The 20,243-nt window shown below is 42.7% G+C and carries 14 protein-coding genes; 2 read left to right on the top strand and 12 right to left on the bottom strand.

Translation table 11 applies throughout. The features are described 5' to 3' along the window. Nucleotides 1-9: 9 nt before the first annotated feature. Nucleotides 10-276, bottom strand: a complete 267-nt coding sequence (locus tag ACIRUQ_RS03900; protein WP_055288972.1) for a LysM domain-containing protein — start codon at nt 274-276, stop codon at nt 10-12. A gap of 266 nt (nt 277-542) precedes the next feature. Between ACIRUQ_RS03900 and ACIRUQ_RS03895 the strand changes: the two genes are divergently transcribed. After that, nucleotides 543-4,802, top strand: coding sequence for a 2-hydroxyacyl-CoA dehydratase (locus ACIRUQ_RS03895; protein WP_055288973.1), 4,260 nt, complete (start codon nt 543-545; stop codon nt 4,800-4,802). A gap of 107 nt (nt 4,803-4,909) precedes the next feature. Here ACIRUQ_RS03895 and ACIRUQ_RS03890 read toward each other — a convergent pair whose 3' ends face one another. The 10 genes from ACIRUQ_RS03890 to ACIRUQ_RS03845 form a co-directional block, all read right to left on the bottom strand. Continuing rightward, nucleotides 4,910-6,031 carry an aldo/keto reductase gene (locus ACIRUQ_RS03890; protein WP_055288974.1) on the bottom strand — a complete coding sequence of 374 codons (1,122 nt, stop codon included), beginning with the start codon at nt 6,029-6,031 and terminating at the stop codon, nt 4,910-4,912. Nucleotides 6,032-6,084: 53 nt separating this feature from the next. After that, nucleotides 6,085-7,323 carry a HipA domain-containing protein gene (locus ACIRUQ_RS03885; protein ID WP_242853559.1) on the bottom strand — a complete coding sequence of 413 codons (1,239 nt, stop codon included), beginning with the start codon at nt 7,321-7,323 and terminating at the stop codon, nt 6,085-6,087. Nucleotides 7,324-7,518: 195 nt separating this feature from the next. Beyond that, on the bottom strand, nt 7,519-7,950 hold the full coding sequence (locus ACIRUQ_RS03880) for a hypothetical protein (protein ID WP_055288978.1): 432 nt from the start codon (nt 7,948-7,950) through the stop codon (nt 7,519-7,521). An 86-nt stretch (nt 7,951-8,036) separates the two neighbouring features. Further along, complete coding sequence (locus tag ACIRUQ_RS03875) at nt 8,037-9,377, bottom strand: tripartite tricarboxylate transporter permease (protein ID WP_055288980.1); 1,341 nt, start codon at nt 9,375-9,377, stop codon at nt 8,037-8,039. 12 nt (nt 9,378-9,389) lie between these two features. Then, nucleotides 9,390-9,872, bottom strand: a complete 483-nt coding sequence (locus tag ACIRUQ_RS03870; RefSeq protein WP_055288982.1) for a hypothetical protein — start codon at nt 9,870-9,872, stop codon at nt 9,390-9,392. Nucleotides 9,873-9,919: 47 nt separating this feature from the next. Then, entirely contained in the window at nt 9,920-11,182 is a 1,263-nt protein-coding gene (locus ACIRUQ_RS03865) for a hydroxymethylglutaryl-CoA reductase, degradative (RefSeq protein ID WP_055288984.1), read from the bottom strand. 107 nt (nt 11,183-11,289) lie between these two features. Then, the gene (locus ACIRUQ_RS03860) at nt 11,290-12,252 is read right to left on the bottom strand and encodes a hypothetical protein (protein ID WP_055288987.1); all 963 of its coding nucleotides are present in this window, start codon (nt 12,250-12,252) and stop codon (nt 11,290-11,292) included. 323 nt (nt 12,253-12,575) lie between these two features. Next, the gene (locus tag ACIRUQ_RS03855) at nt 12,576-14,141 is read right to left on the bottom strand and encodes a sigma-54-dependent Fis family transcriptional regulator (protein ID WP_207642761.1); all 1,566 of its coding nucleotides are present in this window, start codon (nt 14,139-14,141) and stop codon (nt 12,576-12,578) included. A 70-nt stretch (nt 14,142-14,211) separates the two neighbouring features. Further along, complete coding sequence (locus ACIRUQ_RS03850) at nt 14,212-15,393, bottom strand: aldo/keto reductase (RefSeq protein WP_404856532.1); 1,182 nt, start codon at nt 15,391-15,393, stop codon at nt 14,212-14,214. A 90-nt stretch (nt 15,394-15,483) separates the two neighbouring features. Continuing rightward, nucleotides 15,484-16,443, bottom strand: coding sequence for an acyltransferase family protein (locus ACIRUQ_RS03845; protein WP_055288992.1), 960 nt, complete (start codon nt 16,441-16,443; stop codon nt 15,484-15,486). Between the two features lie 489 nt (nt 16,444-16,932). On the opposite strand from ACIRUQ_RS03845, the gene htpG reads away from it, so the two are divergent. After that, on the top strand, nt 16,933-18,990 hold the full coding sequence (htpG, locus tag ACIRUQ_RS03840; protein WP_055288994.1) for a molecular chaperone HtpG: 2,058 nt from the start codon (nt 16,933-16,935) through the stop codon (nt 18,988-18,990). 167 nt (nt 18,991-19,157) lie between these two features. On the opposite strand, the gene ACIRUQ_RS03835 is transcribed toward htpG, so the two are convergent. Continuing rightward, nucleotides 19,158-20,135, bottom strand: a complete 978-nt coding sequence (locus ACIRUQ_RS03835; RefSeq protein ID WP_156330934.1) for a peptidyl-prolyl cis-trans isomerase — start codon at nt 20,133-20,135, stop codon at nt 19,158-19,160. Nucleotides 20,136-20,243 lie beyond the last annotated feature (108 nt).

Genomic DNA, 20,243 nt, shown 5'->3' with positions numbered 1-20,243 from the left:
GGTCAGCTATCACTTTGTCAACGTAGCAAACTTTGAATTTTTCGTGTCCGCTTCACCTGTCATAGCCATTTTTCCAACCGGAATACACAGTTCGTCTCCGATCTGCAGATTATATACATTCACATACGGATTTGCCAGCAATATATCTGTCACACTCACATGATGATATTGTGAGATTTTATATAAAGTATCCCCCTGTTTTACCACATAAATCACTCCCGGACAGCTGTGCATCATGCGGGATCCCCTGTATTCAGATTCAAAATAACGATTCATTTCTTTTTCCTTTTTCTTTTAAGATATGCGGATTTTTTCTTTCTGTACCCCATATTACCTGCACCATGTAAAAAACATTTAAAAGACACCCTTTGTTAAAAAAATATAAAAGGATTGTATTTTGCCATTTCCTGTCGTATAATGAAGTTCGCTTGTAATCTGACAGGCGTTATACATTTAATATGAAACTTCTGAAATCTCTTTTCACTGATTTTTACTGGAAATCAATGATTTCAGGCAACTCTTAAACATATACAGGTGGTAAAATGAATACTTTAAAATTACACAAACTTGGAATTGATATCGGATCAACTACGGTAAAGATTGCAATTTTGGATGAGCAGAATACCTTAGTTTTTTCCGATTATGAGCGTCATTTCGCAAACATCCGCGAGACACTTACCGATCTGCTTCATAAAGCATACGAAAAACTCGGACAGATCCAACTCTGCCCTATGATTACCGGTTCCGGTGGTCTGACACTGGCAAAACACCTCGGTGTACCTTTCGTACAGGAGGTCATCGCTGTGTCTACCGCTCTGCAGGACGCAGCTCCACAGACAGACGTAGCTATCGAGCTTGGTGGTGAAGATGCCAAGATCATTTATTTTGAAGGCGGCAATGTCGAGCAGCGAATGAATGGTATCTGCGCCGGCGGTACCGGTTCCTTTATCGACCAGATGGCTTCCCTGATCCAGACAGATGCCAGCGGTCTGAATGAATATGCCAAAAATTATAAAGCGATCTATCCGATTGCTGCCCGCTGCGGTGTATTTGCCAAGACAGATATCCAGCCCCTGATCAATGAAGGTGCAACCAGAGAAGATTTGTCTGCTTCTATCTTCCAGGCAGTTGTAAACCAGACCATCAGTGGTCTTGCCTGCGGCAAACCAATCCGTGGGCACGTAGCCTTCCTGGGCGGTCCGCTTCATTTCTTGTCTGAACTGAAAGAAGCATTTATCCGCACCTTAAAACTGGATGAAGAGCATACCATCGTTCCGGAAAACTCCCATCTTTTTGCAGCCATCGGTTCTGCCCTGAACTATAAAGAAGAGAATCAGATTTCTCTGGAAGACCTGCTTGCTAAATTAAAAGGGGAAATCCATATGGAATTCGAAGTAGAACGTATGGATCCGCTGTTTGCAGATCAGGCTGCCTACGACGAATTCACCGCACGTCACAATGGTGCATGTGTTAAAAAAGGAGATATTTCTACATATAGCGGCAACTGCTACCTCGGAATTGATGCAGGCTCCACAACAACCAAAGTTGCTCTGGTAGCGGAAGACGGTACGTTACTGTACTCCTTCTACAGCAGCAACAACGGAAGTCCTCTGGCTACTTCCATCATCGCTATCAAAGAAATCTATGAACAGCTTCCGAAAGATGCACATATCGTATCTTCCTGTTCCACCGGTTACGGCGAAGCGCTGGTAAAAGCTGCCCTGATGCTGGACGAAGGCGAAGTGGAAACAGTCGCACATTACACCGCTGCAGCTTTCTTCGATCCGAAAGTTGACTGTATCCTTGACATTGGCGGTCAGGATATGAAATGCATCAAGATCAAAAACAACACGGTTGACAGTGTACAGTTAAACGAGGCATGTTCTTCCGGATGTGGTTCTTTTATTGAAACATTTGCAAAATCTCTGAACTACTCCGTACAGGATTTCGCCAAAGAAGCATTATTTGCAAAAAATCCGATCGATCTCGGAACACGCTGTACCGTATTTATGAACTCCAAAGTAAAACAGGCACAGAAAGAAGGCGCATCCGTTGCTGATATTTCTGCCGGTCTGGCTTACTCTGTTATCAAAAACGCATTATTCAAAGTTATCAAGCTGTCCGATCCGACAGAACTTGGTCAGAACATCGTTGTGCAGGGCGGTACCTTCTACAACGATGCTGTCCTGCGAAGCTTTGAGACCATTTCCGGATGCAAAGCGATCCGTCCGGATATCGCCGGTATCATGGGTGCCTTCGGCGCTGCACTGATCGCCCGTGACCGTTATGAAGGCAAACAGACCACTATGCTGTCCATCGAACAGATCAATGATCTGAAATTTGAGACAAAGCTGGCCCGCTGTGGTGGATGTACCAATAACTGCCTGCTCACCATCAACAAATTTTCCGGAAATCGTCAATATATTACCGGAAACAGATGTGAAAAAGGTATCGGAAAAGAGAAAAACAAAGAACAGATTCCAAACCTGTTTGAATATAAGCTGCATCGTATCTTTGACTACGAACCTCTGAGTGAGGAAGAAGCAACCCGCGGAACGCTCGGTATGCCAAGAGTCCTGAACATTTACGAGAACTATCCGTTCTGGGCAACATTTTTCAAGGCACTGAAATTCCGTCTCGTACTCTCTCCGGCTTCCACCAGAAAGATTTACGAGCTTGGTATCGAATCCATCCCGAGTGAATCCGAATGTTATCCGGCTAAACTTGCACACGGGCATATTACATGGCTGATCAAAGAAGGTATTAACACAATCTTCTATCCATGTATCCCGTATGAGCGAAAAGAATTTCCGGATGCAAGCAACAACTACAACTGCCCGATCGTCACTTCCTACGCGGAAAATATCAAAAACAACGTAGATGACATCACATCCGGAAACGTAAAATTATACAATCCATTTATGTCTTTCGCAGATGAAGAAACTTTAACCAAACGTCTCGAAGAAGTCATGAAGGAAGATTTTGATATTCCGGCTTCTGAAGTAAAAGCAGCTGTACATGCTGCATGGCAGGAACTTGCCAGCGCCCGCGATGATATGCGCAAAAAAGGTGAAGAAACGATCCAGTGGTTAAAAGACAACCACCGCCGCGGTATCGTCCTTGCCGGTCGTCCATATCATATTGACCCGGAGATCAACCACGGTATTCCGGAGCTGATCACATCCTACGGGTTTGCAGTTCTGACCGAGGATTCCATCTCTCATCTGCATCAGGTGGAGCGCCCGCTGATCGTACTTGACCAGTGGATGTACCACTCCAGACTGTATGCAGCTGCTAATTATGTAAAAACGACCGACTTTTTGGATCTGATCCAGTTAAACTCTTTCGGCTGTGGACTGGATGCTGTTACCACCGATCAGGTCAGTGATATCCTGACTCACTCCGGCAAGATTTATACCTGTCTGAAGATTGATGAGGTAAACAACCTTGGTGCTGCACGTATCCGTATCCGTTCTCTCATTGCGGCCATCCGCACCAGAGAGAAAAATCCGAAAGAGCGTAAGATTGTTCCGTCCAGCTACCAGCGTGCCGTCTTTACGGAAGAAATGAGAAAAACCTATACAATCCTGGCTCCGCAGATGGCCCCGATCCATTTTGAGCTGTTAGAGCCTGCATTTAAGGCTTCTGGATATAATCTGGTCGTTCTCGGAAATGACAATAAAGCTGCTGTCGATGCCGGATTGAAATATGTAAACAATGACGCCTGCTATCCGTCCCTGATCACGGTTGGTATGTTCATGGATGCAGTAACTTCCGGCAAATATGATGTAGACCATCTGGCGATCATCATGTCACAGACCGGTGGCGGCTGCCGTGCTTCCAACTATGTCGGATTCATCCGTCGTGCACTGGAAAAGGCCGGATATCCGCAGATTCCGGTTATTTCACTGAACCTGAGCAGTCTGGAATCCAATCCGGGATTTAAGTTGAATGCTTCTCTGATCCAGAAAGGTATGTACTGTCTGGTATTCGGTGATATCCTGATGCGTTGTATCTACGCAACCAGACCGTATGAAGCAGTTCCGGGTTCCACAAACGAACTGCACAAGAAATGGGTACAGAAAATTACAGACTTTGTATCTACCGATAAGCTCGTCAGTCATAAAAAGTATAAACAGTACTGTCGTGAAATGGTACATGATTTTGATGTACTTCCAAGACTTGATATTCAGAAACCAAAGGTAGGTATCGTAGGAGAGATTCTGGTTAAATTCATGCCGATGGCTAATAACTACCTTGCTGATCTGCTGGAATCTGAAGGTGCTGAGGCTGTAATCCCTGATTTACTGGACTTCTTCCTCTACTGCTTCTACAACAACAACTTCAAGACAGACGTCCTTGGATTTAAGAAATCTACCAAGACAAAATCAAATCTTGGTATCTGGGCGATTGAAAAACTGCGTGGAGTTGCACATAAAGCACTGGAAGAAAGTAAGCATTTCACACCGCCGGCAAATATTTACGAGACCGCAAAAAATGCAGAATCCATTGTATCTCACGGTAACCAGACCGGTGAAGGATGGTTCTTAACCGGCGAGATGGTGGAACTGATCAACTCCGGTGTCAACAACATTGTATGCTGTCAGCCATTTGCCTGCCTGCCAAACCACATCGTTGGTAAAGGTGTTATCAAAGAACTGCGCCATCAGTATCCGATGTCCAACATCGTGGCCATCGACTTTGATCCGGGTGCCAGCGAAGTAAACCAGTTGAACCGTATCAAACTGATGCTGTCAACTGCTCAGAAAAACTTGAAAAAGTCACAGAAACAGGACGCTTAAAAGGCTTCTTTTGTGAATTAATTTTAGGTTATGAAAAAAATCTCCTGTATTTTTTCTCCGCGGCTAACAATCGCCCGCTGAGAAAAATACAGGAGGTTTTTAATTTACTATTTTAAAAGTTCCTCGCTTACATGCTCAAGTTCTGCACGAATCTGAATATGCTGCGGACATGCTTCCTCGCATTTTCCACATTTTACGCATTCATTTGCACGTTTCAGTCCATGACCGCCTACCAGCCAGTTTTCCTGATGTAACGCCATGTCTTTATCGCCGTACAATGTCAGAGAATTCATCGCTGTAAAGGAACCTGAAATACCAATCTGCATCGGACAGACTTTTGCACAATAGTTACAGGATGTACACGGAATAAGCGGAATCTTGTTCAGTTCTTCCTGTGCCTGTTTTAATGTCTGCATCTGAGCATCATTTAATCCATTGAAATCTTTCATGTAGGACAGGTTATCTTTCATCTGTTCTACGTTGCTCATGCCGGATAATACGGTAATTATGCCTTCCAGATTTGCCGCAAAACGAACAGCCCAGGATGCAACAGATGACTCCGGCTCTGCATCTTTTAATAGTTTTACAACGGATTCCGGAGGAGTGGCAAGCATACCACCCTTTACAGGCTCCATGATGATAACCGGTTTGTCATATTTTCTTGCTACTTCATAACAGCCTCGAGACTGAATTGCCGAATTCTCCCAGTCTGCATAATTAATCTGAAGCTGCACAAATTCCATTTCAGGATGTTCTCTTAAAATTGCTTCCAATTCTTCCGGTGTGGAATGGAAAGAAAAACCTACATGTTTTATCAGGCCTGCTGCTTTTTTCTCCGCCACCCAGTTCCACATATCAAATTTATCAAAATACTCAGTTCTAGCCTCACCCAGATTGTGCAGCAGATAAAAATCAAAATATCCTGCACCGGTCTGTTTTAAAGAGATATCAAACTGTGCATATGCTTCTTCTTTTGTCTTGCAGTTGATCCATGCCGCATTTTTTGTTGCAAGCTGGTAGCTTTCACGCGGATAACGCTCTACCAGTGCCTGACGAATTGCATCCTCAGAACCTGCATATGCCCATGCGGTATCAAAATAAGTAAATCCTGCATCCATAAACAGATCTACCATTTCTTTGGTCTGCTCAATATCAATGACGCCATCGGTCTGCGGCAGACGCATCAGACCAAATCCAAGTCTTCGAATATCTTCCCCTAAATAACTCATAGTCTCTTTTCCTTTCTATTCTGTCAAGCCACCTATAGAAGTGGAGTCATCTCTCATCCGGTATAATCTTCTGCTATATTCTTTTCCACATCATCCTGTGTAGAATTCTGCGCATTTATATTTACTGTTTTTCCAGAAACATCAGCAGCCACTTCCTTCAGTTTTTGAATACGATTCTCCACTGAATCTGCAATCGCCATCACACGTCGCTCATCCATGAATTCCTGCAGCTGTTCATCTGATAAAACTTCACATATCATTTCTTTCACATCCATCAGGTTTTCAAATGGAATCCAATCATAGGACGTGACCAGTTTTAACTGTTCCTCATGATGTCTTTTAAACGGTTTACAGATAATACCGCGCTCTGCACGTATTTCCCCTGCCATCTTATCATATCCAAGGGAAGAACCACTGTCAAAAATCGGGGCAAAACCCATCCATTCCAGGTTTTGTGCATTTCGAATCAGCCCAAAATTATTCAAATGCCGATCCTCATTTGCGATCAGATAATCCACTACAATCATACGATCCAGATCAGACATCACATGAATCCCTGCCTTCTCACAGCAATTTACAAAATGCTGATACACCGATGTACTATTGTCTTTTTTCTGAGTCTGCATCAAACGCCATGCGCTGACAAGCTCCGTATCTTTTGTAATAAAATCTTCACAAATACTATACGGAGCACCTTCACTCCAGACTACCTTGTATGGAATATGATTTACTCCAAGTCTTTTCATCACTTCAGATGCGATCACCTCATTAAAAGGCTGCTGTCGAAAAGGATTACTTCCACTTTTTATCAGACAACGCTTTCCATTGATAATCTTCCAGCGCTTTTTCAAACAACCATCGGATGTATTATCCGGAGAACTGAAATCAAACTCCGGTTCTTTTTTCGGACTACCAAACAATACATCACCCATATCATCCGAAAAGTCATTGTCAAAAAAGTTTATCTGTTCCCAGGTCATCGCCGCATTTTCCGGTTTTATCCAGTATTGATCGGATAAACTCAATCCAAAACACCGCACCAGAAGCATTTTTGTATCTGCAATTTCCAATGTCTCCAATGCTTCCCTGACACCTGATCGGCTCGCTGGAATCGACCGGTCTGTCCACCAATGGTTAAATGCTGCGCGATCCACTACACCTTTTCTCACAGAAACTCCTACCGGCAAATGCTCCGGGCGATATACATTATTTATTATTATGATAAATCCACTGGCATCATCTAATTCCAGCTCTGTCACTGGCAGATTTTGATGCATAAATGTATAATTCATCTGCAAACACTCCATCTTAATATAGGTATTTTTATAGTATCATCCAAAATAAGGGGCGTCAATCTGTCAATGGATAAAAGTATATGAAAAACTGCCCGCATCTTCAATACGGACAGCTTTTTTGTCTAGCGCGTATTCTTTTTTGTAATCCCCTCCCATACTCGATTGATTATTTTTTTTAAATGGGTATGCAATTTACTGTACGATTCCGCACTCCAGACACTCTTTTCCAATGAGCTGCACTGCATAGCGCTCCAGTTTGATACAGTCCGCTTTCGGGGCTCTTTTTCTTGTTTTTCCTAACATATAACACAGATATACTTTTCCGATCGTTATATTTTTATTTTGAAAACGAAATCCATATCGCTCCGGGTGCTCAATAGCATCGCAAAATCTGGCATAACACTTTGCATCCGCACGCAATGTTTCTCCGGCATTCTCATAAATCTGTCCTACCATACGGCTCATGCCATCCACATAGCATTCTACAAATTCATCATCCGTCAGTTTTTCATGCTCTGCAAGCTCCAGTTTTTCCCTTACTGCCTCCCCAAACAGATGAATGTTCTGGTCAATGAGATCTACAAAATACTGATACGTGTTTTCCTTTTTTGATGCGAATATCATAGTGTGCCTCCTCATACGTCTTCTTTTTACTGGCAATTTTTATGTAAGAGCTACATGTTCCACATCACATATAGCCCTGATTATTTTTATATTGCCAGTGCACAAACTGAGATCAGTGTAGTTACGATCCAGCCAGATGCATAATATGCCATAAACTGTACACCGGTATGGATTCCATAATGGTTGTTTAAGAATCCACCAAATACACCGATTACCAGTGCAGTGATAATACCAAATAAACCTGCCTCATGGAAAGCTAGCATACAAACCAGTCCCATAAATGCGCCGATCAGTGCCTCATGACTGATGGAACGGAACATCTTTTCAGACCACTTACGGGCTTTTTTGATTGCCATCGGATATGCAAACATACAACCGAAGATAATACCGATAAATCCGTAAATGAAGTAATCTGACATGGTCAGATAATCATGTAAATTAATCTGGTTGAATAACGGAGATGCCGGCCCTAAAGCTACCGGACTCAGCGGCAAACCAAATGCGATCATCGGGATCAGAAGTTCTCCCAGATAAGTTGCATTGGAAACCGCATCCTGTACACCAAGGGTTGTGGTGACACGGTCAAATAACTCTTTCTTTCTGGATGCTACCAGCTCACCCAGCATAACCGTCATACCAACCGGGGAAAATGTAAATGTGCAGGCTGAAATTGCAGAACAGCCGGCAACGTAACCTATGGATGATTTACCAAAAAATTTAAATGGGTTCGGGAAAAATGGCATTTTTTCTTTGGAATCCGGTGCAAGCCAGATCTCTGTCGGTTTTTCCCTGCGATTCTCCGCACGTTTTGCAGGAATCATAATGTTGAAGATTTCTGCGATCATCGGGCCAATCGTAATTCCCATGAAAATAGATGTAAATAATGTCTTACCTACTGCTTCTGTGGAAATTCTCTGCAATCCCTGAATCAGGAACGCAAACGGAACCAGTGCTACCACTGCTCCGATCTTCGCCTGTGACATAAATGCGATGACGCATGCCGCAATGGTAAAGATCAGTCCGCTGTACTGTGTGATAATATCGCTTAATGGTGCCAGAATCTGTGCAAACAGAATAGCGATCGGTAAACCGATCAGGGATCCGATCATGGATCCGGCGGACATTTTTCGCATGGAAATATGCGGAATACCAAGTTTTTTACCGATGTTACTGTTTTCTACCATCGGTACTGCCATGGTGGAACCCGGAAGAGCCGCCATCGCTGTCGGTATCGTATGTGTGATCTGCATGGCAACCAGAATTGCTATAAACCATGCAAAAATAACAACCGGTTCAAATCCCATTAAGACAAGAATCAGAGTAATTGGTGCCATGGTCGCTGTCTCGTCTGTACCAGGGATAATTCCGATAATGGAGAAGATGATTCCTCCGATAATCGAAACAATAATTGCCTGTATAATCAGCATGTTGTCTACCTCCTATGCATCTTTTTTGCTCTGACCTCCCGCCAGTTCTCTGTATTCCGGCTTGTAATTGTTTGCTCCTTCCGGAATCAGTGCCAACAGACCGTACAGTTCCAGATCTTCCAGTTCTTTGATTACATCCGGTCCGACCTTTGTCAGTGCCTCGCCTTCCTCTTCCGGTGTCATATGTGCGTATTCCAGTACTTCTGCAATATCTGTCGTACTGTCAAGTTCCGCAACAAGACGTTTCGGTCGGAAGGATTTCGCAGAGATTACGGCTGCAATAAAGCAGCCGGCAATCCCTACAAAAAGAGCATATCCTTTCGCAAGATTCTCTTCAATCGTTCCCATACTCATGAAGATCTTACGTCCGATCAGGTAGAAACACATGGTAAAAATAACCCCTAAGATAATCGATATCGCCAATTCCTTGATATTAACGGTATCTCCCCATACTTCCGTCAACACTTTTTCTTTTTTCTCAGGTTCAGTATTCATAAATACGCTCCTCCTGTATTTTTGTTTTATTTTCAATATGTCACATATTATTTGCTGTATTTTTCAAACAGTTCCTGTGCATATTCCAGACGAACTTTTTTCTCAGAAACCATCTGTTTTACGATTGCTTCCAGAACTTCGCCTTTTGCTCCTACGGTAGAAGCCAGATTTCTTGCATGCAGTGACATATGTCCTCTCTGGATGCCTTCTGTAGCAAGTGCTTTCATCGCTGCCATGTTATTTGCCAGACCTACTGCTGCAATGATCTGTCCCAGTTCTGCTGCTGTCTTAACGCCAAGCATTTTTACAGCTACCTGTGCGGTCGGATGAATCTTTGTCGCTCCACCTACTAATCCAACTGCCATCGGCATCTCGATTGTTCCAATCAGATCACCATTTGCATCTTTCTCCCAGGTTGTCAGGGAAGTGTATCTGCCATTTCTGCTTGCATAAGAATGTGCGCCTGACTCGATGGCACGGGTATCATTTCCTGTTGCCAGAACAACCGGGATAATTCCGTTCATAATTCCTTTGTTGTGTGTTGCTGCACGATATGGATCTGCTGCTGCAAAGGCATAAGCGTTCAACATCTTATCTACGACTTCTTCGCCACCGATTGCTTCTTTTTTAAATACAGCACGGGCTGTTACTAATCTGTGATCTGCAAGGTTGGATAAAATACGGAGTTCTGCTGTTCCGCCGGTAATTTCCTCCAGATACGGTGCGACTGCTTCTGCCATTGTATTAACTGCATTTGCACCCATTGCATCCAGTGTATCAACCAGCAGATGAACGATCACCATCGGACCAACCATAGAATCAATGACACGTACTTCCACATCTCTTGCTCCGCCGCCAAATTTCACAAGTACCGGATCTTTCTCATTACACTTTTGGATAATTTCATCTTTGTGCTCCAGGATCATGCTCTTTGCTGCAAACGGTGTCGGAACATTCAAAAGCTGAATCTGAGAGATCATCACTGTTCCGGAGGAATGTGTGGTAAATCCACCGCCAACCCGGGCCATTTTTGCTGCGTTTGTGCAGGCAGCAACTACGGAAGGTTCCTCGGAAACCATCGGGATAACATAATCTTTTCCGTTGATCTGAAAGTTGATTGCTACGCCAAGAGGAAGTGCAAAACGTCCGATTACATTCTCGATCATATGATCCGCCTTGTCCATATCCAGACTGTCCGCATCCTGCAGCACTTTCTGGTCTTCTTCTGTCAGATTTGCAAACTCTGCAACTTCTTTCATTCTGTCTTCAACTGATAATTTGAAAAATCCTGAATATTTACTTGTTTTCATTGTCTTATTCTCCTTTACCCTTACCGATACAAATTACTGATGTATTTCTCTCTATTTTCTAAAATTTATAAATGATTTGCTGTTTCTTGTCTCTTTCTCAAAACACACTATCGAATGGAACTTGTAAATGAACTTAATTCTCTTCCCAAAATACGTTCTACCATCGTTGCTATTTTATAACATTTCTGCTCATCAATACCAGTCTCAATTCCCATCTGATTCAGCATTGTCACAAAATCACAGGTCTCTACCAGACCGGTTCTGCGTGTATCAAAATAATAGTCACCGATTCCTTTTACCGGAACATTATCAACGATATTTGCCACCTGACCACCAATGCCACCCATGGAACAGTCAAACATTGTCACGCCGGCTTCCATTGCTGTATAGTAGGCTGTTAAGCCCATGCCTCTGATATCATGTACGTGGAAACTGTGGGCAGCTGTATCCGGATATTTGTCCAGTACCGTGGAAAAATATTCAAATACTTTCGCCGGATCTGCAATTCCATCCGGATCGGAATGTTCGATCTCATCGAATCCGATATCAAAGCATCTGTCACAGAATTCATAGGCCTTTTCCAATGGCACTTCCCCCTGAATCGGACAGCCAAAAATGGTACCGATGTTTGCAAATACTTTTTTAACCCCATGATCATGTAAAAACTTTACATTCTTTTCTGCTTCTGCAAACAGTTCTTCGTGTGTACGGTTCATATTTTTTCTGGCGTATGCTTCACTGGTTGCAAGCTGTCCGCATAAGACACGGTCAATCTGCGCTCCGTCTTCCAGTGCCTGAACAGTACGCTCACATGCTTTTGTATTCAATGCCAGCACGGTATACTCTACATTTTCATTCTTTGGCAGTCCCTTTAATACCGCCTCGATATCCTTAAACTGCGGAACATATTTGATATGACTGAAGGTTCCGACTTCGAACTTGGTAAATCCCGCATCAATTAGTTTATTTGCGATCCAGAGCTTTGCTTCTGTCGGTACAAACATTTCCTCATGCTGGAAACCATCTCTCAAAGTAACATCCATTACTTCCACTTTTTTTGGTAGTTTCATCTGTTCTTCTCCTTTTCTATCTTCCTGCAGGTTTGTGACCTATTATATCGCAAAGCCGATGCCAGTTTTGTTGTGATATCTGGCAAATATGTGATTTATGCTCATTTATGTTTTCTTTTCTTCAAAAACAGGCGAAATCAATTCGCATTTCGTGTTTTTGGGATTAAAAAAGGAACATGACAATTCTATCATATCCCTTTCTAAACTATATTCGTTTTTTGTATAGTGTCATTTTTGGCACTTACATTTCTATATATGGGTGCCACTTTTGGCACATATGCCATTTATGGCATTGCTCTGTTTTTTATGCATATTCTTTCAGCTCAAGATAATCCATACTCCGCCAGTTTCCGGTAAAACGTCCGTCTTGACACTTTCAATTCCTGAATTACTGCATTACGATCCCCCTGACATCTCTCCAAGGCCGCCGCGATCACATGTTTCTCGTAAGCCTCCACCTGTTCCTTCAGACTGTCAAAATGCATGCCGTCTTCCAGCATCGAAAGTTCCTTCGTCTGCGCATCCTGCTGCACGTTTTCTTCCGCAGCAACACCGGAAATATACTCCGGTAAATCTCCCGCACCAATGGAATCCGACATCGTCAGCACCACTGCACTTTCCACCACATTTCGCAGTTCTCGGACATTTCCCGGCCATTTATAATTCATCAGTGCCTGATACACACTTTCTTTCATATGTTTTTCCTTCTGATATTTGTGATTAAACGTATCCAGAAATTCATTCGCCAGCAATATCACATCACTGCCACGTTTTCTGAGAGGCGGTATCTCAATGGAAATAACGTTCAAACGGAAATACAGGTCCATTCGAAAAGTTCCATCCTCGATCATCTGCTCTAACGGCTGATTTGTTGCGGCGATTACACGCACATCAATCGGCACACTTTTTTGTCCACCGACTTTTTCAATCTCGCCTTCCTGAAGTACACGCAACAGCTTTGCCTGCATTGCCATCGGCAGATCGCCGATCTCATCCAGAAAAATCGTTCCCCCATGAGCCAGCTCAAATTTTCCGGCGCGACCACCTTTTTTAGCCCCGGTAAAAGAACCTTCCTCATAACCAAACAATTCACTTTCGATCAGGGCTTCCGGAATTGCCGCACAATTTACCTTAATAAATGGCTGATTCCTTCTGGCACTGTTTTCCTGTACGATCTTGCAGATGACTTCTTTACCAGTTCCGTTCTCGCCACGAATCAACACTGACGCATCTGTAGACGCCACCATCATCGATTTTCGAATGCAGTTCAGATAAACTTCACTCTCACCGATAATATGATTCGTTTTCAAAAAATCTCTGGCACGGATCTCCTGATTGTATTCTTCTGCCACCTGAGAAATACGCTGCACCTCACTGGTCAGATGATTCAGCTCCGTAATATCCGTAAACAGCGAACACGCCCCTATGAACTCTCCCTGCTGATACAATGGAAACATATTTACCGATACATATTTCTGCACTGACTGGATCAACTGTTTTTCACGACGTTTTGGCTTCTGTGTTTCCAATACTTCCAAAAGAGCTGCATCTTTTTCAATCTGATTCATATAACGGCCGATAATTTTTCCCGGCGCGACATTCAAAATATCCGAATAAGCTGGATTTACATAGAAAATCCGACTTTCTTTATCCACCGCAATCACGCCAATACTCAGATGTTCCAGAATCTGAGCCATATCCAGCGTCTGATTCCACTGATAAATAAAACGCAGACGCTCCACCTGAATAGCTCCCAGCATTTCGCCATTTTCATCCACAATACCGATATATTTTTCTTCTGTATTCAGTACGCGCTGATCAATATCCCGGATTCGAATTCCTGCTGGAAGAAAACTCTTTGTCTCAACATTCTTTCGATTCGGGTTCATAAAATGCGTAATTTCCATTGTTCCCACCAACTTTCTATCTTCTGCCTTTATTTTTAATCCACCTGTAGTATTACCACAACTTCAACAGCCGTATCGCCTTCCCCGCCAGCTTATACGTCACATTTTCCAGTTCTTTTGAGGCATGTTTCAGTTCTTCACGAATCGGGATCCCCTGCGGACAGTGCTGCTCACATTTGCCACATCCCACACACTGGGAAGCGCTGGTCGGTGTCTGCCGGAAAATCGTACATTGCATATATCCCTTTCGTGCCGTCTTTTTATTCTCACTGTAGATCAGATTATAAAAACTGAACGTGCCCGGGATATCCACATTTTTCGGACATGGCATACAATATCCGCAGCCGGTGCAGCCTACTTTCATGCTGTGGTTGATTGCATCCTTTAACTCATTGACAAAGGCAATCTCATCTTCCGTAAATGCCCCTGCCTGCGTCTCAGATGCAATCCGACAGTTCTCCCGTATCATCTCAACAGAATTCATGCCGGAAAGCACCGTCGTCACCTCCGGCTGATTCCAAAGCCAGCGAAATGCCCATTCTGCAGCACTGCGTCCGGATGGATGCACTGCCACCTTCCGTTTTGCCTCTTCCGGCAATAAATTTACCAGTTTACCTCCCCGCAACGGTTCCATGATCATTACCGGAAATCCCTTTGCTGCAGCATATTGCAAACCTTTCCGTCCAGCCTGACTGTTTTCGTCCAGATAATTGTATTGGATCATACAAAAATCCCAGTCATAAGCATCGACCAATTCACAAAAATCCTTTGTATTTCCATGATAAGAAAATCCAATCCGGTGGATTTCTCCGGATGCTTTCTTCTTTGCAATCCATTCTTCAATGCCAAGGCCTTTTAATTTTTCCCATGTTTCCAGATTCGTCAGCATGTGCATCAGGTAAAAATCAATATAATTCGTCCGTAATCTGCGCAGCTGCTCCTGAAACGTCTTTTCCAGACCTGCTGCGGACTTGATCAGATAATGCGGCAGTTTGTCTGCAATATAAATTTGCTCCCGGCAGTGATTTTTCTCAAAAATCTTTCCCATGGCTTCTTCACTGCCGCTGTAAATATAAGCGGTATCAAAATAGTTAACACCAAGCTTCATCGCTTCCAAAATCTCGGCTTCTGCTTTTTCCAGATTGATTTTGCCATTTTCTTTTGTAAAACGCATACAGCCAAAGGCAAGCATGGAAACTGGATTTTTTTCTTTGTCATATCGATATTGCATCATTATTCTCCTGTTCGTTCACGACTCGTTTTCTGCGTCATTGCTCCTCTGCGATTACATTCTTTTTGCTTCTTTACCAGCATTGTTTGCTCATCATTTACTTTTCCTGTTTCCGTAATACGGAATCGCAATTTTTCGCAACAACCACTCAAATCCATTCCAGGATAATCCCAGTGTCAGCCCCACTGAGATCAGCAGCTGCCATCCGATTTTATTAAATATCAAATCATTAAACGGCGTATACATCAGAATCAGAATGACAATTGTATGCAGCAGATAAATGCTGAGTGTATTTTTCCCAATTGTTTCAATTACCGGGAGCCGTTTTGTTGGCACCCATACAATCAAAATCCAGATCCACAAAAAAGCAATGATCCATGCCAGAATCCGTGTATACCATGTATACACACCACCATTAAAACTCTCCGTTCCCCAGAATAACTTTCTTGTACTCACTCTGCTGATCCAGATAAATCCGGCAATGATTCCAACTGCCAGAAACATCGTAGCGATTTTAGCTTCTTTCGGATTTCTCCGCTTTCCATAATGAAGGAAGAATCCGCCATCTTTTTCATAATATCCGGCAAGAAAAAACGGTAAAAAGTTCATAATTCTGGACATTGCCATAAAGTTTTCCGTATCCGGATTATAACCGATCACTATCCCAAGTACCATTGATAAAAGCAGATAAGCCACCCGGTGCCGCTTGTTTTTTGTGTCGAATACCGGCAGCAAAAGCTGATAAATGATCATTGCCATCAGATACCATAATGTCCAGCGCGGTGTAAAAAACTGCATGTCTATTTTTACCGGATGTCCCCACATGATACTGTCCAGAATGAAATCCAGTAAAAAACGAAGTAATTGAAATACGATATACAATGGAAAAATCCTTGATAAAATCTTTTTTGGTTCTACTTTTGCAAAATACCCGGATACAAAAATAAAAGCCGGCATATGGAAGCTGAAAATAATCTTATAGATAACATCCACTTCCGGTGTATCCGCAAAAGTACTGATCATATGTCCAAATACTACCAGAAAAATCAGCAATGCTTTTATGTTGTCAAAATGATAATTTCTCTCTCCAGCTATGCTTATTCACCCCTTTTTATACTTATGTACTCTCGGAATCTTTTAAGTGAAGCATTCTGAGAGTACATTACTTATCCCGTAGTGAGTATACCGTCTTTTTATAAAAACCGCAAGCAAGTTCAAGAAGTATCGCCCGCAAACGAATTCACTTTTCTGTCCCCTTATGTTTATTCCTTCTTGAAACAAGTTCAAGAAGTATCGCCCGCTAGCGGATTTACTTTTCTGTCCCCTTATGTTTATCCCTTCTTGAAGCAAGTTCAAGAAGTATCGCCCGCAAGCGGGCTTTGTTAGCACTCATTTTTAAAGAGTGCTAATTTTCTATTGACTTTTCATTTTTTGAGTATTATAGTGTATTTATGCTTTCAGAAGTCCCTCTTTTCATCAGGATTTTTGAACCAACAACGTTAATTTTTCAAAAATAATCATAAAGAAACAGGAGTGATAAGTATGAGTAACAAACACGGAAGTCTTTCCATTAACAGTGACAACATTTTTCCGATCATCAAAAAATGGCTCTATTCTGACCACGACATTTTCTATCGTGAGCTCGTATCCAATGGCTGTGATGCCATCACAAAACTGAAAAAACTTGATATGATGGGTGAATACACACTGCCGGATGATTACGAGGCAAAAGTAGAAGTACGTGTCAACCCGACAGAAAAAACATTAAAATTTATCGATAACGGTCTTGGTATGACTGCCGATGAAGTAGAAGAATATATTAACCAGATTGCATTTTCCGGAGCAACTGATTTTCTTGAGAAATACAAAGACAAATCCAACGATGATCAGATCATCGGTCATTTCGGACTTGGTTTCTACTCTGCATTCATGGTAGCTGACGAGGTTCATATCGATACCCTTTCCTATCAGGATGGTGCCACACCGGTTCACTGGGAATGTGACGGCGGTACAGAATTTGATATGAAAGACGGCAGCAAAACAACGGTCGGCACTGAGATCACCTTATTCTTAAATGAGGATTGTCTGGAGTTTGCCAACGAATACCGCGCAAGAGAAGTACTGACAAAATACTGCTCTTTCATGCCGACAGAGATTTATCTCGTAAATGAAACTGCAGAACCGGAATATGAAACCATTCTTCCGGAAGAGAAAACAGACAAAGATACCGTCATTGAGACCATTATCGAAGAAGCCAAAACAGAGGAAAAAGAAAACGAGAACGGCGAAAAAGAGATCGTAGAAGTATCTCCGCGTACCGAGAAATTAAAAATCTTAAAACGTCCTGTTCCGATCAACGATCCGCATCCACTCTGGACAAAGCATCCAAATGAGTGCACAGATGAGGACTACAAAGAATTTTACCGCAATGTATTCCATGATTACAAAGAGCCGTTATTCTGGATTCATCTGAACATGGACTATCCGTTCAACTTAAAAGGAATTCTCTACTTCCCGAAAATCAATACGGAGTATGATTCCATTGAAGGTACCATTAAGCTGTATAACAACCAGGTATTTATCGCCGACAACATCAAAGAAGTTATTCCGGAATTCCTGATGCTCTTAAAAGGTGTCATCGACTGCCCGGATCTGCCTCTGAACGTCTCCAGAAGTGCTCTGCAGAACGATGGATTTGTCAAGAAAATTTCTGAGTACATTACCAAGAAAGTAGCTGACAAGCTCACAGGTATGTGCAAGACAGATAAAGAAAGCTATGAAAAATATTGGGATGACATCAGCCCGTTCATCAAATTCGGCTGTTTAAAAGATGAGAAATTCTGTGACCGTATGAACGACTACATCCTCTTCAAGGATATCAATGACAAATATATGACACTTCCGGAACTTTTAAAAGAGAAAGAAGAAAAAGAAGCGGAAGCAAAAACTGAAAATACCGATGATAACGCTGATAATACGGATGAGCAGAAAGATACCCGTGAGACCATCTACTATGTAACAGATAAGAACCAGCAGGGTCAGTACATCCGTATGTTTAAAGAGTCTGACATGAACGCTGTTATCCTCGACCACAACATCGATACTTCCTTCATCACTCAGTTAGAGCAGCGGAATCAAAATTACAAATTCATGCGTATCGATGCTGATGTAACAGATGCCCTGAAAGAAGAAGTATCCGAGGAAGAGATGAAATCTGCTCTGAATACACTGACAGAGACATTCCGCGCCGCCCTCGGCAAAGAGAATCTGGATGTAAAAGTAGAAAAATTAAAAGACGCTTCTATCTCATCCATGATCACCCTCTCCGAAGAAGGACGCCGTATGCAGGATATGATGAAGATGTACAATATGTACGGCATGGATCCATCCATGTTCGGTGGTAACGAGACGTTGATTCTGAACGTCAACAACAAACTGGTGCAGTACATCCTTGAGCACAAAAATGGCGAGCATGTACCGATGTTCTGCAAACAGCTGTATGATCTGGCACTGCTGTCCAACCAGCCGCTTTCACCGGAAGCTATGACAGCTTTCATTAACCGAAGCAATGAGGTTATGATGATTCTGGCTGACAAATAGTCATTGACAGCATTTTATAAAATTTCATAAAAACCTATAGAAATGTAAATAGCCCCCGTATTTTAAATACGGGGGCCTTTATGTTTGTTAAACTAGGTCTATCTTTTCCTAAACTTACTCTTTATAAAACAATTCTATGCCATTTTCAGAGTACATTCCTGGCTCATTTACTCTTTCGCGGAAAAATACTGCTGATATACTTCCATAAAGGATGCACTCTCAAGCTTCAATGAAGTATCCACTGTCACTTCTGACCAGACATCCTGATTTTCTTTGGAACTGAGCTGACTCATATAATCGGCATAAGTATCTGTCACCGCATCGGACATCCGCTTCTCCAGCACATCCATCTTGTGTGCCTCAGTCAGTTCTGCATCAAATGCACTGCTGCAATAAAAAATGTAATAGCCGCCGTCAATCTCAATGATATTTGAAACACCGCCATCTGTCAGTGCAAAAAGCTGCTGTGACACATCATCGGAAAATGTCGTGCGGTTCACATTGATATCTACGGTATCCGCTTCATTCGCTGTCTGAGCCAGCGATTCAAAATCTGCTCCTGCCTGAAGCTGTGCCATATAATCCTGTGCTTTTGCCGCATCTGCAGTATAAATCTGCTTGAATTTCATCACACGGGCCTCATCATCGCTGACTTCCTGATTCACTTGTTTCTTTAAAGTCTCATACAGTTTTTCTGCCAGCACATAACGCTCATATAATTTTTTTGCCTTTTTTTCACTGAGTCCGATATAATCCCGTTCCGTATCATCCAGACCGTCCAGATAGGTCCTGGCTGCTTCTGCTACTTTTTTCTGTTCATCCTCAGATAAGGTCACACCCTTTTCAGAAGCGATCACATCCAACGTATAAACCTGTGCCATCTGTGCTAAGGTCAGATCTTTGATATAATCTTCCAGACTCTGCTCCTGGCCGTAATCATGCTCCCACATATCAATGCCGTACAGATTGCTGTATTCCTTCTGATAATTCATCAGAATTGCCCGGGCATCTTCCCGACTGCAGCTTTCTTTTCCTACTTTGAAAACCGGTTTTTCCAGAATGGTACTCACAGGATTGCTGCAGCCACCCAGGAATGCCGTCCCCAGCAAAATCCCGGCCAGAACACCTGCTGTATTTCTTTTCATTTTACTCTTCAATCTATTATTCTCCTTGTTTCTGATATCCTGTTCCAGAATATCCGTAGCATGCCACTTCCCCACCGTTTAGTACTCTACGCACTTGAAGCGGGGAAT

The organism is Eubacterium ramulus (assembly GCF_045002895.1).
GTDB lineage: Bacteria > Bacillota > Clostridia > Lachnospirales > Lachnospiraceae > Eubacterium_I > Eubacterium_I ramulus.
This window is presented reverse-complemented; position numbering and strand designations above follow the sequence as displayed.